Origin of the sequence: Paenarthrobacter sp. R1, assembly GCF_030264015.1 — a bacterium.
GTDB classification, from domain to species: domain Bacteria; phylum Actinomycetota; class Actinomycetes; order Actinomycetales; family Micrococcaceae; genus Arthrobacter; species Arthrobacter ureafaciens.
Window position 1 is genome coordinate 4068364 of sequence record NZ_CP127115.1, and the last position, 19095, is coordinate 4087458.

Here is a 19095-nt window from a genome sequence, read left to right on the forward strand (position 1 = left end):
CCGGAAGGGGTAGGTGATGGGGCTCACGGAAGTGCAGTTTTGCTGACTGGGATTGTCTTCGCGCCGTTTCCCCTGTGTTTCAGGGCATTTGGGCGGGTTCCAGGCCGATTTGTAAGTCGGGGTAGAGGCGTGTAATGTCTTCTGAGTCGCCGCGAGTGAGACAGCCTGAGGCTGGAAACCGCGGAGGACAAACCCCTTGATAACAGCCTGAAAATGGTTCGCTTTTATGCGCGACCTTTGCCGGGCGGGGCCGAAACCCCGGCCTGAATCGCGGAAACGCTGATTTGCCAAGACCGAGTTGGTTCGGGTAAGTTTGAAAAGTTGCTCCGGAGCGATCTGCTGGCCGTTGTGGTTGGTGGTGGTACTGCTTTGGATTAGTGACCTGTTGTTTGAGAACTCAATAGTGTGCCAAGTTTGTTGATACCGATTGTTTTTTGATTGGTTGAATTTTTGCCGGGCCATTGCGCACCCCCGTGTGTGGTGGTTTGGTTTTCAGCTGGTTTCAGATTTGCAGCTGCTTCTTGCCGTGATTTCCGGTGGGGGTGGTTGTGTTTCGTTTTTTGTTTTTGAACGGAGAGTTTGATCCTGGCTCAGGATGAACGCTGGCGGCGTGCTTAACACATGCAAGTCGAACGATGATCCGGTGCTTGCGCCGGGGATTAGTGGCGAACGGGTGAGTAACACGTGAGTAACCTGCCCTTGACTCTGGGATAAGCCTGGGAAACTGGGTCTAATACCGGATATGACTCCTCATCGCATGGTGGGGGGTGGAAAGCTTTTTGTGGTTTTGGATGGACTCGCGGCCTATCAGCTTGTTGGTGGGGTAATGGCCTACCAAGGCGACGACGGGTAGCCGGCCTGAGAGGGTGACCGGCCACACTGGGACTGAGACACGGCCCAGACTCCTACGGGAGGCAGCAGTGGGGAATATTGCACAATGGGCGAAAGCCTGATGCAGCGACGCCGCGTGAGGGATGACGGCCTTCGGGTTGTAAACCTCTTTCAGTAGGGAAGAAGCCCTCTTTGGGGGTGACGGTACTTGCAGAAGAAGCGCCGGCTAACTACGTGCCAGCAGCCGCGGTAATACGTAGGGCGCAAGCGTTATCCGGAATTATTGGGCGTAAAGAGCTCGTAGGCGGTTTGTCGCGTCTGCTGTGAAAGACCGGGGCTCAACTCCGGTTCTGCAGTGGGTACGGGCAGACTAGAGTGCAGTAGGGGAGACTGGAATTCCTGGTGTAGCGGTGAAATGCGCAGATATCAGGAGGAACACCGATGGCGAAGGCAGGTCTCTGGGCTGTAACTGACGCTGAGGAGCGAAAGCATGGGGAGCGAACAGGATTAGATACCCTGGTAGTCCATGCCGTAAACGTTGGGCACTAGGTGTGGGGGACATTCCACGTTTTCCGCGCCGTAGCTAACGCATTAAGTGCCCCGCCTGGGGAGTACGGCCGCAAGGCTAAAACTCAAAGGAATTGACGGGGGCCCGCACAAGCGGCGGAGCATGCGGATTAATTCGATGCAACGCGAAGAACCTTACCAAGGCTTGACATGGACCGGAAAGACCTGGAAACAGGTGCCCCGCTTGCGGCCGGTTTACAGGTGGTGCATGGTTGTCGTCAGCTCGTGTCGTGAGATGTTGGGTTAAGTCCCGCAACGAGCGCAACCCTCGTTCTATGTTGCCAGCGGTTCGGCCGGGGACTCATAGGAGACTGCCGGGGTCAACTCGGAGGAAGGTGGGGACGACGTCAAATCATCATGCCCCTTATGTCTTGGGCTTCACGCATGCTACAATGGCCGGTACAAAGGGTTGCGATACTGTGAGGTGGAGCTAATCCCAAAAAGCCGGTCTCAGTTCGGATTGGGGTCTGCAACTCGACCCCATGAAGTCGGAGTCGCTAGTAATCGCAGATCAGCAACGCTGCGGTGAATACGTTCCCGGGCCTTGTACACACCGCCCGTCAAGTCACGAAAGTTGGTAACACCCGAAGCCGGTGGCCTAACCCTTGTGGGGGGAGCCGTCGAAGGTGGGACCGGCGATTGGGACTAAGTCGTAACAAGGTAGCCGTACCGGAAGGTGCGGCTGGATCACCTCCTTTCTAAGGAGCTGCTAACGGCGTCCGGGTCTGCCTGCATGGGCGGGTTCCGGGGTTGTCAGTGTTGCCCATTGCGCAGGCGTCTGTTCTGCGGTGGGTGCTCATGGGTGGAATATCAGCAAATCAAGTTTTTTGGCATGGCCTGTTGGTGGTGGTGTCCTGGCGTGAGTACGGCGGCCCTCTTTTCGCACTTTTGTGTGTGGGGGGGGTTGTTGGGAAAGCGGTCCGGGGTGTTGGTTGCCGGGTTGTGTTTGGCGCACTGTTGGGTCCTGAGGCAACAGGGCCTTTTTGCAGCAATGCAGGGAATCCTTGGTGTTTCTTGTTGTTCCTGCGGCCGGCACCCCCTCGTGTTTGTGTGGGGTGGGTGTGGTTGACGGGGTTGTTGTTTGAGAACTACATAGTGGACGCGAGCATCTGGACACATGGTCCTGCACTCTTTTTGGGGGTGTGGGTTGTGTGTTCTAGCAATTTCTTTGATGAATGAACCTGGCCCTTTTGTGGTCGTGGTTCTCTCGAATTGATTGAGTGCATCAGCCGCGGCCTGTTTGGGTTGTGGTTTTGTGTGGTCAAGTTTTTAAGGGCGCACGGTGGATGCCTTGGCATTAGGAGCCGAAGAAGGACGTAGGAATCTGCGATAAGCCTGGGGGAGTTGATAACCGAGCGGTGATCCCAGGATGTCCGAATGGGGAAACCCCGCACAACGCTGCAAGGTGATTGTGTGACCCGTGCCTGAATTCATAGGGTGCGTGGGGGGAACGCGGGGAAGTGAAACATCTCAGTACCCGCAGGAAGAGAAAACAAGAGTGATTCCGTTAGTAGTGGCGAGCGAACGCGGATGAGGCTAAACCGTTCCATGTGTGATAGCCGGCGGGCGTTGCGTGGGCGGGGTTGTGGGACTTTCCGTGCTGGTTCTGCCGGACCGGTGGGGTGTGGGTGCGCGTATAGGTGAACGGTCTTGAAAGGCCGGCCAGAGAGGGTGTGAGTCCCGTAACCGTAATGTGTGGCACCGCCTTTGGAGAGGATCCCAAGTAGCACGGGGCCCGAGAAATCCCGTGTGAATCTGTCAGGACCACCTGATAAGCCTAAATACTTCCTAATGACCGATAGCGGACCAGTACCGTGAGGGAAAGGTGAAAAGTACCCCGGGAGGGGAGTGAAACAGTACCTGAAACCGTGTGCTTACAATCCGTCAGAGCATCTGCAGCCCTTCGGGGTTGTATGGGTGTGATGGCGTGCCTTTTGAAGAATGAGCCTGCGAGTTAGTGTTACGTCGCGAGGTTAACCCGTGTGGGGAAGCCGTAGCGAAAGCGAGTCTGAACAGGGCGTGTTCAGTGGCGTGATCTAGACCCGAAGCGGAGTGATCTACCCATGGCCAGGTTGAAGCGACGGTAAGACGTCGTGGAGGACCGAACCCACTTCAGTTGAAAATGGAGGGGATGAGCTGTGGGTAGGGGTGAAAGGCCAATCAAACTCCGTGATAGCTGGTTCTCCCCGAAATGCATTTAGGTGCAGCGTTGCGTGTTTCTTGCCGGAGGTAGAGCTACTGGATGGCCGATGGGCCCTACAAGGTTACTGACGTCAGCCAAACTCCGAATGCCGGTAAGTCAGAGCGCAGCAGTGAGACTGTGGGGGATAAGCTTCATAGTCGAGAGGGAAACAGCCCAGACCACCAACTAAGGCCCCTAAGCGTGTGCTAAGTGGGAAAGGATGTGGAGTTGCTTAGACAACCAGGAGGTTGGCTTAGAAGCAGCCATCCTTGAAAGAGTGCGTAATAGCTCACTGGTCAAGTGATTCCGCGCCGACAATGTAGCGGGGCTCAAGTACACCGCCGAAGTTGTGGCATTCACGCATTACCCTAGCCTTCGTGGTTCAGGGGTGTGGATGGGTAGGGGAGCGTCGTGTGGGCGGTGAAGTCGCGGTGTAAACCAGCGGTGGAGCCTACACGAGTGAGAATGCAGGCATGAGTAGCGAAAGACGGGTGAGAAACCCGTCCGCCGAATGATCAAGGGTTCCAGGGTCAAGCTAATCTGCCCTGGGTAAGTCGGGACCTAAGGCGAGGCCGACAGGCGTAGTCGATGGACAACGGGTTGATATTCCCGTACCGGCGAAAAACCGCCCATGTTGAACGGGGGATACTAACCACCGCCGGTCTTTCTTGTTGCGCCACTTGTGGTGTGATGGTTGGGCTGGTGCTGGGACCTGATCCCGGGAGGCAAGCGTATTAACAGGTGTGACGCAGGAAGGTAGCCGGGCCGGGCGATGGTAGCCCCGGTCCAAGGATGTAGGGTCAGGGATAGGCAAATCCGTTCCTGTGTGTTTCGAGCACGATCCTGAGATCTGATGGGACTCCCGCATGGGGGGATCCGGTGATCCTATGCTGCCTAGAAAAGCATCGACGCGAGGTTTTAGCCGCCCGTACCCCAAACCGACACAGGTGATCAGGTAGAGAATACCAAGGCGATCGAGAGAATTATGGTTAAGGAACTCGGCAAAATGCCCCCGTAACTTCGGGAGAAGGGGGGCCTGCCCCGTGATACAGACTTGCTTTGTGGAGCGGGTGTGGGCCGCAGAGACCAGGGGGAAGCGACTGTTTACTAAAAACACAGGTCCGTGCGAAGTCGCAAGACGATGTATACGGACTGACTCCTGCCCGGTGCTGGAAGGTTAAGAGGACCGGTTAGCCCCTTTGCGGGCGAAGCTGGGAATTTAAGCCCCAGTAAACGGCGGTGGTAACTATAACCATCCTAAGGTAGCGAAATTCCTTGTCGGGTAAGTTCCGACCTGCACGAATGGAGTAACGACTTCCCCGCTGTCTCAACCATAAACTCGGCGAAATTGCAGTACGAGTAAAGATGCTCGTTACGCGCAGCAGGACGGAAAGACCCCGAGACCTTTACTATAGTTTGGTATTGGTGTTCGGAGTGGCTTGTGTAGGATAGGTGGGAGACGTTGAAACCCGGACGCCAGTTCGGGTGGAGTCATCGTTGAAATACCACTCTGGTCACTTTGGACATCTAACTTCGGCCCGTGATCCGGGTCAGGGACAGTGCCTGATGGGTAGTTTAACTGGGGCGGTTGCCTCCTAAAAAGTAACGGAGGCGCCCAAAGGTTCCCTCAGCCTGGTTGGCAATCAGGTGTCGAGTGTAAGTGCACAAGGGAGCTTGACTGTGAGAGAGACATCTCAAGCAGGGACGAAAGTCGGGACTAGTGATCCGGCGGTACATTGTGGAATGGCCGTCGCTCAACGGATAAAAGGTACCTCGGGGATAACAGGCTGATCTTGCCCAAGAGTCCATATCGACGGCATGGTTTGGCACCTCGATGTCGGCTCGTCGCATCCTGGGGCTGGAGTAGGTCCCAAGGGTTGGGCTGTTCGCCCATTAAAGCGGTACGCGAGCTGGGTTTAGAACGTCGTGAGACAGTTCGGTCCCTATCCGCTGCGCGCGCAGGAAATTTGAGAAGGGCTGTCCTTAGTACGAGAGGACCGGGACGGACGAACCTCTGGTGTGTCAGTTGTACTGCCAAGTGCACCGCTGATTAGCTACGTTCGGATGGGATAACCGCTGAAAGCATCTAAGCGGGAAGCTCGCTTCAAGATGAGATTTCCAAACACATTATGTGTGAGAGGCCCCCAGCCAGACCACTGGGTTGATAGGCCGGATGTGGAAGCGAGGACTAAAGACTCGTGAAGCTGACCGGTACTAATAGGCCAACAACTTACACCACACACAACACACTGCACGCGTCCACTATGTGGTTCCCAACCAACAACCCGGGAACAACAACACAACAACACAACTAAACAAGCACCACAGTTGTAACCACACACACTTCCCACCCCCACACAGGGGGGACGGGTAACAAGGTTACGGCGGTCATAGCGTGGGGGAAACGCCCGGTCCCATTCCGAACCCGGAAGCTAAGACCCACAGCGCCGATGGTACTGCACCCGGGAGGGTGTGGGAGAGTAGGACACCGCCGGACATAAATTACACAGTGAGCCCCGACCACGACGGTCGGGGCTCACTGCATTTAAAATCCATTCGACGCCTGGCCATACAAGCCGCTGACGCGGCTGTGAGTCTTACCACGAGTGGGGTTCGGGCCGGGCTCCGGGTTCGGTCGCTGCGACGCGGTCGCCTAGAATTGCATAAGACATACGGGCCGGGCTTTAAAGGTGCTGGCCGCGTGATAACGAAATACGGGTTATGAGCGACTACGCACGCGCCACTGGTCGGCTCGCAACAGGAGGAATCCATAATGGCTGAGCACAACGGCGGCAATCGCGGCGGTAATCGCGGAAACTTTGGCGGAGACCGCGGTGACCGCGGGTCGTTCCGCGCCAACAACAACTCCGGCGGTGACCCGCGGGGCTTCCGTTCCCGCGATAACCGGGACGGCAATAACAACGGCCGCCCCTATGGTGATCGTAAGCCTTCCGGCGACCGTCCTGCCCGTGACGGAGAGCGGCGGCCTTTCGGCGACGGCGACCGGCGGTCCTATGGCGAGCGTCCCGACCGCGGTCAGCGGAATTTTGATCGTCCCCGTCGTGATGGTGATGATCGTCGTTCCTTTGGTGGGGATCGTGATCGTAAGCCGTTTGGTGAGCGTCCGGAGCGTGGCCCGCGGAACTTTGACCGTCCGCGCCGTGATGGTGATGACCGTCCCCGTCGTGATGGCGATGATCGTCGTTCCTTTGGTGGCGATCGTGATCGTAAGCCGTTTGGTGAGCGTCCGGAGCGTGGCCCGCGGAACTTTGACCGTCCCCGTCGTGATGGTGATGATCGTCGTTCCTTTGGTGGCGATCGTGATCGTAAGCCGTTTGGTGTTCGTCCGGAGCGTGGCCCGCGGAACTTTGACCGTCCCCGTCGTGACAGCGGCGACCGTCGTCCGTTCGGCAGCGACCGCGGCCCTAGGGAAGACCGTCCCGCCCGCGTCCCGAATGCCCGGGACATCCGCAGTGCCAACCGCCCTGACCGCGAGCGTTCGCCGGAAATCGATCCCGATGTCACGGGACGCGAATTGGACCGGGCAACTGCCCATCAGATCAACACACTTGAAGACCAGAGTGCCGGCTGGGTTGCCAAGCACTTGGTCATGGCCGGCCGCCTGATCGATATTGAGCCCGAGCTTGCCTTCCAGCACGCCCTGGCAGCCAGCCGCCGTGGGGGTCGCTTGTCGGCGGTTCGTGAAGCTGTGGGGCTGACGGCGTATGCTGCCGGCCACTACGGCGAGGCTTTGCGGGAATTCCGCACCTACCGCCGGATCAGCGGCTCCAACGCGCACCTGCCGGTCATGGCCGACTGCGAGCGTGGACTGGGCCGCCCGGACCGTGCCCTGGATATGGTCCGTTCACCTGAGGCCCAGGACCTCGATGCTCCCGGCAAGGTGGAATTGGCCATTGTGGCGTCGGGTGCCCGCGCGGACCTTAACCAGCTGGATGCGGCCGTCGCTGAGCTCGAGATTCCGCAGCTGGATATTAATCGTGCGTTCTCCTACAGCCCGCGGCTGTTCCGTGCCTATGCGGAAGCTCTGACGGCGGCAGGTCGTGCCGAGGAGGCCACCAAGTGGGAGCGCCAGGCTGTCGTTGCGGAGAACGCCCTTGGCGTCGGCGAGTTCGCTGAGCCCGAGATTGTGGACTTGGGCTGGGACGAGGAAGAAGGGGCAGCCGCGCGTAAGCCGCGTTTCCAGAAGACCGACGGCGGTACCGACGTCGTGCAGGCTGACCCGGAAACCGTCATTGCTGAAGCGGCGGCAGCGGACGCCGCCCACGACGACGTTGAAGTGGACGACGCCGAGGCGGACTACTTCGAGTCCGATGACCCGGAATCGGACATCGACTCCATTGACGAAGACGCGGACGAGGACGCCGACGAAGAGCAGGAAGAAGGCCAAGAGGAAGCAGGAGAAGGCAACCGGAATGGCTGATTCACTGATCTCGGCGTACGACGCCGTCCTGTCCGACCTTGACGGCGTCGTTTATGCCGGACCGCATGCCATCCCGGGTGCCATCGAGTCGCTCCAGCGCCTCGCCACCGTGGGTGTGGGTCTTGGTTACGTGACGAACAACGCGTCCCGGACTCCCGCTCAGGTTGCGGCGCACCTTCGTGAACTGGGCGCGCCTGCAGAGGACCATCAAGTGGTCAGCTCATCCCAGGCGGCGGGCGAATTGTTGGCGTCCATGTTGCCCCAGGGCGCACGCGTGCTCATTACGGGAAGCGCGGCCTTGGCGCACGAGATCGAACTGGTGGGCCTGAAACCGGTACACAGCGCCGCTGAGAATCCGGTGGCGGTAGTACAGGGGTTCAGCCCGGAGCTGGGCTGGAAGGACCTGGCGGAAGCCTCGTACGTGGTGGCCGCCGGAGCCCAATGGTTCGCAACGAATACGGACATGTCCATTCCGCAGGCCCGGGGCATCGCCCCCGGGAACGGCACTTTGGTTGCGGCTGTGGCGGCCGCCACCGGAAAGAAACCGCTGGTGGCAGGCAAGCCCGAGGCGCCACTTTTCCACGCCGCCGCAAAGCGGTTGGGCGCCGACCGGCCCTTGGTTGTGGGCGACCGGCTGGATACGGATATCCTGGGCGGCAACCGCGCCGGCTATGCCACCGCGGCTGTCCTGACCGGCGTCGACACCACCCACAGCATCCTGTCCGCCCGCGCCGATGAGCGGCCCACCTACCTGCTGGCCAACCTGCAGGACCTGTATGATCCCTACCCCCGTCTAACAAACGACGGCGGCACGTACTACTGCGGTGCTGCGTGGGCGACCGCCGTGGACGGGGAAGTCACCGTGGCGGGCCCGAAGGATAGCCTCGACGCCTGGCGTGCTGCCTGCGCGGCGTGGTGGGCGGCGGTTCCTGACGCTCCGGTGGCGCAGTCGCCGCGGCTTGTCTGGCAGGCTCACTAAACTGGCGTGATGAGCGATCCCACTGTTCCCGGGGAAGCCGAGGCCGTTGTTCGCTGGCCGGGTGTTCCTGAAGAGACCAATGACCCCGCGGTTGACCGGGCTCTTGGCTTCCTGGCAGGTATACCGGATGCACCCGTGGCGGACCACGTGGACATCTACGCCGCCGTCCACGACTCCTTGCTCGAGGCACTCGACGCTGAACCCGCGTTGCCTCCGGCCGCACCCCGGGAAACATCCCTGAACCCGGAAGGCACCAGCTGACGCATGGCACGACTTGACCAGGAACTCGTCTCGCGTGGTCTCGCGAGGTCCCGGACGCATGCGGCGAAACTGATCAGCGACGGCAAGGTGAGCTCAGGCGGTGCGGTCTTGTCCAAGGCGTCCCTCCACGTTGATGCGCACGCACAGCTGGAGGTCGCTGCCCATCCCGAGGACGTGTACGTCAGCCGGGCCGGCCATAAACTCGCCGGCGCGTTGGCGGCCTTTCCCGCGGTCGCCGTGGCTGGGCGCAGGTGTCTGGACGCCGGTGCCTCCACGGGCGGGTTCACTGATGTGCTGCTTCGGCAGGGTGCGGCGGAAGTCGTCGCCGTGGATGTCGGGCACGGGCAGTTGGTCCAACCGCTCCGCGAGGACCCGCGAGTGGACGTCCACGAGGGCCTGAATGTCAGGTACTTGACTCCGGACCTGATCGGCGGGGTTGCAGCGTTGACTGTCGCGGATCTTTCCTTCATATCCCTGACCCTCGTCGTGGAGCCGTTGGCTGCCTGCACGGAGCCGGGTGGCGATTTGGTGCTGATGGTCAAGCCGCAGTTCGAAGTGGGCAAGGAACGGTTGAGCCGTACCGGCGTCGTTTCCTCGGACCACGAACGACGGCGGGCGGTTGCCCGGGTGGCGGGTGCTGCGGTCGATGCGGGGCTGGGGCTGAGGGGATTGGCTGCCAGCCCGTTGCCGGGGCAGGACGGAAACATTGAATACTTTCTGTGGATGAAACGCAGGATGTCCGTGCCCGTGCCTAAGATCGAAGGGCGGGACGAGGATGTTGCTGCGTTGATGAGAACACTCTGGCCGAACGACTAGGAAGCAGAATCCGAATGAGCAGGCACGTACTTGTCCTTGCCCACACCGGACGGGAGGAGTCCCTCCGGGCGGCGTGGGATGCGTGTACGCAGCTGCATTCGTCCGGGCTGGTGCCCGTCTTGCAGAAGTCGGAACTGGCGGACGTTGAGCGGTTCTTCGGCGCCGTGGACACGCCGATCGAGATCCTCCATGACCACGTCAGCCTGGAGGACGTGGAACTGGTGATGGTCCTTGGCGGCGACGGCACCATCCTGAGGGCCGCGGAGCTGGTCCGGGAAGTGGATGTCCCCCTCCTGGGAGTCAACCTCGGCCACGTGGGTTTCCTGGCAGAGAGCGAACGGGCGGATCTTGCCCAGACGGTGGAGTGGATCGCCAGCCGCCAGTACACGGTGGAAGAGCGCATGACCATCGATGTCCAGGTCTGGATCAAAGGTCAGAAGATCTGGCACACGTGGGCGTTGAACGAGGCAGCGATAGAGAAGGCAAACCGGGAACGGATGCTGGAGGTCGTCACGGAAGTGGATGAGCGGCCGCTGACGTCCTTCGGCTGCGACGGCGTGGTCCTGGCGACTCCGACCGGCTCCACAGCTTATGCGTTCTCCTCCGGGGGCCCGGTGGTCTGGCCGGAAGTGGAGGCTTTGGTGATCGTCCCCATTAGCGCGCACGCCTTGTTCGCCAAACCCCTTGTGGTCTCGCCGAGTTCCAAGCTCGCCGTTGAAATCATGAACCGGACTGATGCGCTGGGCGTGCTGTGGTGCGATGGTCGGCGATCAGTCGACCTTCCTCCGGGAGCCCGCGTGGAGGTGACGCGTTCAGCAACCCCGGTACGGTTGGCCAGGACGCACAAGACGCCCTTCTCCGCCCGGTTGGTGCGGAAGTTCCAGTTGCCGATCCACGGCTGGCGTGGTCCCGCGCCACGGACCGGCGAGGTCCATACGGGGCCGATTCCCGTCATCCGTACCCCCTCCCCGGCGCCCCTTCCGAGCCCGCACGAGCTTGGGCCCGGTGAACCCTCCGATCCCACGAATGCGAAGTGAAGCATGCTTGAAGAACTCCGAATCCGTGACCTCGGCGTCATCACTGACGCCGCCCTTCCGCTTGGCCCGGGCCTCAGCGTCGTCACCGGTGAAACCGGCGCCGGAAAGACCATGGTGGTCACCGCCGTCGGGCTCCTCCTGGGCGCGCGTTCGGACGCCGGTGCGGTGCGCAGCGGGGCCAAGTCAGCCTCCGCTGAAGCGGTGCTCAAGTTGGACCCGGGGCACGCCGCCGTGGAACGTGCCCGCGAAGCCGGCGGGGACGCGGAGGAGTTCGACGGCGTCGCGGAGTTGCTGCTGGCCCGCACGGTAGGCGCGGACGGACGCAGCCGTGCCCACGTTGGCGGACGGACGGCACCCGTGGGCGTCCTGGCGGAGCTGGGCGAGAGCCTGGTGGTGGTCCATGGCCAAACGGACCAGATCCGCTTGAAGGGGGCAGCCGCCCAACGCCATGCGCTGGATCGCTTCGCCGGGGCTGCCCTGGCCAAGTCCCTGGGGGAGTATCAGGACCTCTACCAGCACTGGAAGTCCATTCAAGGCGAACTGGAGACCCTGCGCAGCGAAGCGCGGGAGCGGCTCCGTGAGGCCGAGTCGCTGGAGGCGGCGCTGAGCGAAATTGACGGGATTGATCCCCAGCCCGGAGAAGACGAAGCCCTCAAAGCGGAAGCCGTGAAACTGGCCAACGTCGAGGAGCTGCGCCTGGCCGCCGCGTCCGCGCACGAGTCGCTCATCGCTGAGGAGTTCGGCGACGCGGGGGACGCGACGTCCTTGGTGGATGCTGCGAAGCGAACATTGGAACACGTTGCGGACCACGATGAAGCGCTGGGGGCTGCCGCTGCCCGCCTCGCGGAGGTAGGGTTCCTCCTCAACGACATCGCCGCCGAACTTTCCAGCTATCAGGCCACCTTGGATACAGAGGGGCCGGAGCGGCTCTCCGGGATCGAAGAACGGCGGGCCGCGCTGGCGAAGTTAATCCGCAAGTACGCGCCGAGCATTGACGAAGTGCTCGAGTGGGCGGCCACGGCGCGCACCAGGCTTGATGAGCTCCAAGACGACTCGAGCCGCATCGAGTCATTGGACGCAGAGGTGGTGGCCTCCGAGGAAAAGCTCCGGAAACTGGCAGCTGCGATCACCAAGGCGCGTACCAAGGCAGCCAAGGATCTTTCAGCGCGGGTCAGTGCGGAGTTGAAGGCGCTTGCCATGGCTGACGCCACGCTGGTGATCAAGGTGGAGGACTCCGGATCCCTTGGCCCGTGGGGAGCCGATGAGATTGCGTTCCTGCTGCGCCCGCACTCGGGAGCTCCGGAGCGTCCGCTGGGGAAGGGCGCCTCGGGCGGTGAACTCTCACGTGTGATGCTGGCTATCGAAGTGGTGCTTGCCGCCGTCGATCCCGTCCCGACGTTCGTCTTCGACGAAGTGGACGCGGGCGTGGGCGGGCGGGCCGCCGTCGAGATCGGCCGCAGGCTGGCCATGCTGGCCCGCCACGTCCAGGTGCTGGTGGTGACCCACTTGCCGCAGGTTGCCGCTTTCGCAGACCAACACATCCGGGTTACCAAAACGTCGGTTCGCGGGGCTGACGGGAAGACCACCAGCGGGTTCACCTCGAGCGATGTGCAGTTGCTTTCGGATGAGGAACGGGTCAAGGAGCTGGCCCGGATGCTGGCCGGACAGGAAGACTCTGAGTCCGCCCAGGCACATGCGCAGGAGCTCCTGGACGATGCAAAACTCCTGCCCCAACGGGCCTAGCGCCAAACTGGGAGCACAATCACATCCGCCCGATTTGTTCCCCGGGGCCTTGATTACTGGCAGGGAACCGGGCAACCATGGACCATTTGGGGAACCCGAACCGGACGCTTGGAAGGCGTAATTGATGATAAGCTCGAATTCCGTGGTGCAGCGATCAAATTCCCGTGTAAATTCCCGGTTCCCGGGCTCGTCCAAGACGACCAAACACATCTTCGTCACCGGTGGTGTGGCGTCCTCGCTCGGTAAGGGTCTGACGGCTTCCAGCCTCGGCCACCTGCTGCGGGCACGCGGTTTGTCTGTAACTATGCAGAAGCTCGATCCCTATCTGAACGTGGATCCGGGCACGATGAATCCCTTCCAGCACGGCGAAGTTTTCGTCACCGATGATGGCGCAGAGACCGACCTCGACATCGGACACTACGAACGTTTCCTTGACGAAAACCTCGAAGGCTCGGCCAACGTCACAACGGGCCAGGTCTACTCCACAGTCATTGCCAAGGAACGTCGCGGCGAATACCTCGGGGACACCGTCCAGGTCATCCCGCACATCACGGATGAAATCAAGCGCCGCATGCGCCTGCCCGCCGAGGGCAAGAACGCTCCCGACGTCATCATCACGGAAATCGGTGGCACGGTGGGCGATATCGAGTCCCAGCCGTTCCTTGAGTCCGCACGCCAGGTGCGCCAGGACGTCGGCCGGAACAACGTGTTCTTCCTGCACGTTTCGCTGGTTCCGTACATCGGTCCGTCCCAGGAACTGAAGACCAAGCCGACGCAGCACTCCGTGGCAGCACTGCGCTCCATCGGCATCCAGCCCGAGGCGATCGTGATCCGTTCGGACCGTGAGGTGCCCGAGGCCATGCGTGAGAAGATCGGCCGCATGTGCGACGTCGACATCGACGCCGTGGTCAACGCAGCCGACGCGCCGAGCATCTATGACATCCCCAAGACCCTGCATTCCCAGGGGCTGGATTCCTACATCGTCCGGGCCCTGGACCTGCCGTTCAAGGACGTCGACTGGAGCAAGTGGGACAAGCTGCTCGAAGCCGTCCACAACCCGAAGCACCATGTGGAGATCGCCCTGGTGGGTAAGTACATCGACCTTCCTGATGCTTACCTTTCGGTGACCGAAGCCCTCCGTGCCGGCGGTTTCGCCAACGAAGCCAAGGTCAAGATCCGTTGGGTGCCCTCGGATGAGTGCGAAACGCTGGAAGGGGCCACCAAGTCCTTGGCCGGCGTGGATGCCATCTGCGTGCCCGGCGGCTTCGGCATCCGCGGCCTTGAAGGCAAGCTGGGCGCCCTGAAGTTCGCCCGCGAAACCAAGCTCCCCGTTCTTGGCTTGTGCCTTGGCCTGCAGTGCATGGTGATCGAATACGCACGCAACGTCGTGGGCCTTGAAGGTGCATCCTCGAGCGAGTTCGAGCCCGATTCCAAGTACCCGGTCATTGCCACCATGGAAGAGCAGCTGGACATCGTGGAAGGCAAGGGAGACCTCGGCGGCACCATGCGCCTGGGACTCTACGAGGCCAAGCTCGACGAAGGCTCCGTGGTTGCCGAGACCTACGGCACCACCACTGTCAGCGAACGCCACCGGCACCGCTACGAGGTCAACAACAAATACCGTGATCAGATTGCGGCCCAGGGCCTGGTGTTCTCCGGTACCTCACCTGACGGCAAGCTGGTTGAGTACGTTGAGCTTCCCCGCGAAGTCCACCCGTACTACGTTGCTACGCAGGCCCACCCGGAGCTCAGCTCACGTCCCACCCGTCCGCACCCGCTGTTCGCCGGACTGGTCAAGGCTGCGCTCGAGCGCCGTGAAGGTGCCGCCGTCGGGACCGATACCGGCGCCCGCACGGTAGCTGCCAAGTAATAACCGAATAAGCAAAGGACGGCGCGATGCCCGGTACTTCTGAAACCCCCAACACGACACGGCAGGTTTCGGACGTGCCGAGCCCGCGCCGTCTTTTGTCTTCCAGCAAGGTCTACGAGGGCCGCATTTGGGACGTCGTCAGCGACAAATTCCAGCTTGCGGAGGATACTGACGCGCTGGTCCGGGACTACATCGACCATCCCGGCGCGGTGGCAGTCCTGCCCATGAACGTGGACGGTGAAGTGCTGCTGCTCAAGCAGTACCGGCACCCGGTAGGCATGGACCTCTGGGAGATCCCGGCCGGGCTGTTGGACATCGAGGGGGAGGACTTCGTCGTCGGTGCTGCCCGCGAACTTGCCGAAGAAGCCGACCTCGTTGCTGCGACGTGGAACGTCCTGGTTGACTTCTTCAACTCACCGGGCTCCTCCAGCGAAGCGGTCCGTATCTACCTTGCCCGGGGACTCACGGACGTGCCGGAGGCCGACCGCCACGTCCGGACGGACGAAGAAGCCGAAATCGAACTGCATTGGATTCCGTTGGAAGATGCCGTCCGCGCTGTGCTGGAGGGCAGGCTGCATAACCCCTCCGCAGTGCTGGGCATCCTGGCTGCCGCGGCGGCCAAGGCGGACGGCTTCAGCAGCCTGCGGCCTGCTGATGCCCCGTGGCCGGCCCACCCCAGCCAGCGCTGAGCATGCCCGGGCCCGGGGAGGCACGCGCTGTCAACGGTGTTGACCGCGCAATGACTGACTATCTCCAACACGTGGGGGTGGAACGCGGGTTGGCTGCCAACACCCTGTCCGCCTACAAACGCGACCTCGCCCGCTACGCGAACTTCCTGGCCGCCCAGGGAGTATCCGGGCCCCGGGACATCACCAGACACCACGTCACCGCCTTTGTGCAGGCGTTGTCCGACGGTTCCGACGGCGCGTCGGCACTGAACGTCCGCTCCGCAGCGCGCACTGTGGTGGCGGTCCGCGGATTGCATAAATTCTGGGCGCTGGAAGGAATCACGACGGCGGATCCCGCCAGCGAGGTCCACCCGCCGATGCCGGGCAGGAGGCTTCCGAAAGCCATCACCGTGGACGAAGTAACGAGGATTCTGGAGGCAGCAGGCACCGACACTGCCACCGGACTACGGGACCGGGCCCTCCTGGAATTCCTGTACTCCACCGGTGCGCGCATCAGCGAGGCGGTCGGCCTGGACGTGGACGACGTTTCGCTGGACAGCACGGCAACCGACAGTACGTCAACGGACGGCGTGGCACCGGACGGTGTTGCACCGGACGGTGCGGTGGGCGAACCTGCGATCGTCAGGCTTTTCGGAAAGGGTTCCAAAGAGCGGCTGGTGCCGCTCGGTTCCTACGGTGCCCGGGCTATCAACGCCTACGTCGTCCGTGGCCGGCCGCTTCTGGCCTCCAAGGGTAAGGGAACCCCGGCCTTGTTCCTCAATGCCCGCGGTGGAAGGATTTCCCGCCAGAGCGCCTGGACTATCCTCAAGACTGCCGCAGAAAAGGCGAACATCACCAAGGACGTATCACCACACACGCTGCGCCATTCCTTCGCAACCCATCTCCTGGAAGGTGGAGCGGATGTCCGGGTGGTGCAGGAATTGTTGGGCCATGCGTCGGTTACCACGACGCAGGTCTACACCCTGGTGACGGCAGATACTTTGCGGGAAGTCTACGCAGCGGCGCATCCCCGCGCCCTGGGCTGACCGTCCACGGATCCAGGCGTCCTACTCCAGGACGCTGATGGTGAGTTCCACGGCATCCACGAAGACCGCCAGCAGCGACGTTCCCAGCCCGGCAACCAGCAACAGTCCCGGATGGGCCAAACCCACAACTACCCTCTTCAGGTCCGGGTGGCGGCGCAGGAACTTCCTGGGGACGCGGGTCTTGAGCGGCACTTCCCGCCAGCCACGAAGCCGCCTCAGGAACCATGCGCAGCGGATGATGAAAGCCATCCACAGGACGGACAGCACCAACGGGACGGCAGCCAGCATCAGGTTGAAGCCCAGGGCAGTGACTTCTTTCTCCGAGTCCCCGATGAGGGTTTGGACCGTAGTGGAGATGGAAGCACTCATCACCACCGAAGCTGCCCAGACCATGAACGCCGCGACGAGTGCCAGGAACCTGACGAAGAAGTGGCCCAGCACCGTGGAATCCACTGCGCGCAGGTGGCTGCGGGGCGTTGCATGAAGGACGAACAGGGTGGAGACGATCGTGGGCAGCGCGGCAGCGAAGACCAGCAGATACCACGTCCAGCCTGCCAGGTCCACCACCTCGTCCACGACGATCAGCCCGGCCCATACAACAGTCCATGCCCAACCGACGTACAGGGGGTGGGCTACAAGCCACTTGGGAAGCCGGACATCACGGTGCGGAGCTTTTTGCTGTGGCTTACCCGGAGCCCTAGTTGCTTCGGGTTCAGTGGTCAACGTTTCCCGGGCTTCGGCTGCCCCCGGCTCCGCGATGGTTCCGCTGTCGCTGACGGCGGCTGTGGCCGCGCGCATTTCACCCCCGGAGTTGTTCATGCGCTCACTGTAGCAATGGCGGCACCAGCGGGGGATATCGGGTTAAGGTGGGCTGCATGACAGCAGCCCACGTGACTCTTTGCTTCCTTCTTCGAAACGATGCCGAGGGAGAGCACGTCCTGCTTGGTACCAAGAAAACGGGCTTCGGAAGCGGGAAGGTCGTAGGCGTCGGAGGGCATGTGGAGCCCGGCGAGACAGCCGTGGAAGCAGCCGTCCGCGAGGTCATGGAAGAGATCAACGTCGTGGTCAGGGCAGCGGACCTCGTCCAGGCGGGAACGGTCGACTTCATCTTCCCTGCCCGGCCTGAATGGAACATGGCCACTACCGTCTATTTGACGCGTACCTGGATAGGGGAGCCATCGGAAAGCGATGAGATCGCCCCAGACTGGTATCCGGTGGCGCGGCTTCCCGTGGAACGCATGTGGGCGGACGCCGAACACTGGCTGCCGGCCATGATCGCGGGGCAACGGATCGCAGTGCAGGTTGACCTTGCGCCGGACAACCAGAGCGTCGCGAGCGTTTACACCGTCGCCTGGTCGGGCAGCTAAGGGCACCGGAACAAAGCGGGGACTCGTGCATGCGAACGACGGCGGCCCCGCCACGTTAAGGTGGCAGAACCGCCGTCGTTTGTGGTGCTTTCACACCCGGGTACTGCTCTCCAACCCCGGTCTTAGGGGACGTGGCGCTCCTCCGGGCCGTTGTATTCGCTGAGCGGCCGGATCAGGGAATTGGATGCCAGCTGCTCCATGACGTGGGCGGTCCACCCGGTGATGCGGCTGGCCACAAACAACGGCGTGAAGGTTTGGGTGTCAAAGCCCATCAGGTGGTACGTGGGTCCGGCCGGGTAGTCGAGGTTCGGCTTGATAGCCTTCGCCTCGTCCATGGCCTGCTCAAGGCCGTTGTACAGGCCCAGGAGTTCCGGACGGCCGTAGTGGGCAATCATCTTGTCCAGGGCGGCCTTCATGGTGGGAACGCGTGAGTCGCCGTGCTTGTAGACGCGGTGACCGAAACCCATGATCTTCTTCTTTTGGGCGAGGGCTTCTTCCATCCAGGACCGGGCCCTGGCCGCGGCTTCTTCGAGTGTTTCTTCGCTGCGGATGCCGATCTCGTCGAACGTGTGCATGACAGCTTCGTTGGCGCCGCCGTGCAGGGGTCCTTTGAGCGCCCCGATGGCTGCGGTCACGGCAGAGTGCAGGTCGGACAACGTCGAGGTCACCACGCGGGCGGTGAACGTCGAGGCGTTGAACGAGTGCTCCGCATAGAGGATCATCGAGACGTTGAAAGCCTCTACCACCTCGTCAACGGGTTCCTCACCGAATGTCATCCAGAGGAAGTTGGCTGAGTAGTCCAGGTCTTCCCGGGGTTCAACGACGTCCTCGCCCCTGCGGCGGCGCTGGTCGTAGGCCACCACGGCAGGCATGGCAGCCCACAGATCGATGGCCTTCTTCATGTTGGCTTCGGGGCTGGAGTCCTCGGCGAGTTCGTGGCGTGCACCAAGCACTGAAGCCGCGGTCCGGCAGACGTCCATGGGGTGCGCGGTAGTGGGCAGCGTGTCGATCACGGTCTTGACCACGGGATCCAGCGCGCGGCCCGCGCGCTCGCGGGCTGTGAACTCAGCCAGTTGGGCCTGGTTTGGAAGTTCACCGTTCCAGAGGAGGTAGGCGACTTCCTCGAAGCTGCACTTGGCGGCCAGCTCCTGGACCGGGTAGCCGCGATACAGCAGCGAGTTCGTCTCCGGGTTGACCTTGGAGACTGCGGTGTAATCCACCACGACTCCGGCGAGGCCCTTCTTGATGTCAACATCTGCCATGTTGAACTCCTTCGTTCTAGTGCCG

The 19095-nt window shown here is 61.8% G+C and carries 13 protein-coding genes and 3 rRNA genes; 13 read left to right on the top strand and 3 right to left on the bottom strand.

Translation table 11 applies throughout. The annotated features are described in order from the left end of the window. Positions 1-567 precede the first annotated feature (567 nt). The 3 genes from QN084_RS19415 (at position 568) to rrf (ending at position 6077) form a co-directional block, all read left to right on the top strand. Positions 568-2096, top strand: a 16S ribosomal RNA gene (locus QN084_RS19415). Positions 2097-2657: 561 nt separating this feature from the next. Further along, positions 2658-5819, top strand: a 23S ribosomal RNA gene (locus tag QN084_RS19420). A gap of 141 nt (positions 5820-5960) precedes the next feature. Beyond that, positions 5961-6077: ribosomal RNA gene (rrf, locus tag QN084_RS19425) — 5S ribosomal RNA — on the top strand. The 16S, 23S and 5S rRNA genes sit together here, the layout of an rRNA operon. A gap of 222 nt (positions 6078-6299) precedes the next feature. On the opposite strand, the gene QN084_RS19430 is transcribed toward rrf, so the two are convergent. Then, a complete protein-coding gene (locus QN084_RS19430) occupies positions 6300-7136 on the bottom strand; it encodes a hypothetical protein (RefSeq protein WP_264398821.1) in 837 nt (278 codons plus the stop codon). Here QN084_RS19430 and QN084_RS19435 point away from each other — a divergent pair. The 9 genes from QN084_RS19435 (at position 7116) to xerD (ending at position 16441) form a co-directional block, all read left to right on the top strand. Further along, positions 7116-8021, top strand: a complete 906-nt coding sequence (locus QN084_RS19435) for a tetratricopeptide repeat protein (RefSeq protein WP_259362929.1) — start codon at positions 7116-7118, stop codon at positions 8019-8021. The genes QN084_RS19430 and QN084_RS19435 overlap by 21 nt on opposite strands. Further along, complete coding sequence (locus tag QN084_RS19440) at positions 8014-9000, top strand: HAD-IIA family hydrolase (RefSeq protein ID WP_069695308.1); 987 nt, start codon at positions 8014-8016, stop codon at positions 8998-9000. Before QN084_RS19435 ends, QN084_RS19440 begins: the two co-directional genes overlap by 8 nt. 9 nt (positions 9001-9009) lie before the next feature. Next, the gene (locus tag QN084_RS19445) at positions 9010-9261 is read left to right on the top strand and encodes a hypothetical protein (RefSeq protein ID WP_069695309.1); all 252 of its coding nucleotides are present in this window, start codon (positions 9010-9012) and stop codon (positions 9259-9261) included. Between the two features lie 3 nt (positions 9262-9264). Next, entirely contained in the window at positions 9265-10077 is an 813-nt protein-coding gene (locus QN084_RS19450; protein WP_069695310.1) for a TlyA family RNA methyltransferase, read from the top strand. Positions 10078-10091: 14 nt separating this feature from the next. Further along, entirely contained in the window at positions 10092-11114 is a 1023-nt protein-coding gene (locus QN084_RS19455) for an NAD kinase (protein WP_021473420.1), read from the top strand. A 3-nt stretch (positions 11115-11117) separates the two neighbouring features. Beyond that, positions 11118-12857, top strand: a complete 1740-nt coding sequence (recN, locus tag QN084_RS19460) for a DNA repair protein RecN (RefSeq protein WP_069695311.1) — start codon at positions 11118-11120, stop codon at positions 12855-12857. Positions 12858-12981: 124 nt separating this feature from the next. Beyond that, on the top strand, positions 12982-14727 hold the full coding sequence (pyrG, locus tag QN084_RS19465; RefSeq protein ID WP_021473418.1) for a CTP synthase: 1746 nt from the start codon (positions 12982-12984) through the stop codon (positions 14725-14727). A gap of 26 nt (positions 14728-14753) precedes the next feature. Then, positions 14754-15416: an NUDIX domain-containing protein gene (locus QN084_RS19470; protein ID WP_069695312.1), complete on the top strand. Its 663-nt coding sequence runs from the start codon at positions 14754-14756 to the stop codon at positions 15414-15416. Between the two features lie 2 nt (positions 15417-15418). Then, entirely contained in the window at positions 15419-16441 is a 1023-nt protein-coding gene (gene xerD / locus QN084_RS19475; RefSeq protein ID WP_083262043.1) for a site-specific tyrosine recombinase XerD, read from the top strand. A 21-nt stretch (positions 16442-16462) separates the two neighbouring features. Here xerD and QN084_RS19480 read toward each other — a convergent pair whose 3' ends face one another. Continuing rightward, on the bottom strand, positions 16463-17260 hold the full coding sequence (locus QN084_RS19480; protein WP_139126791.1) for a hypothetical protein: 798 nt from the start codon (positions 17258-17260) through the stop codon (positions 16463-16465). Positions 17261-17316: 56 nt separating this feature from the next. Between QN084_RS19480 and QN084_RS19485 the strand changes: the two genes are divergently transcribed. Then, positions 17317-17808, top strand: a complete 492-nt coding sequence (locus QN084_RS19485) for an 8-oxo-dGTP diphosphatase (RefSeq protein WP_062096058.1) — start codon at positions 17317-17319, stop codon at positions 17806-17808. Between the two features lie 122 nt (positions 17809-17930). Here the strand turns inward: QN084_RS19485 and QN084_RS19490 are convergent, their stop codons facing one another. After that, complete coding sequence (locus QN084_RS19490; RefSeq protein WP_021473413.1) at positions 17931-19070, bottom strand: bifunctional 2-methylcitrate synthase/citrate synthase; 1140 nt, start codon at positions 19068-19070, stop codon at positions 17931-17933. Positions 19071-19095: the final 25 nt, after the last annotated feature.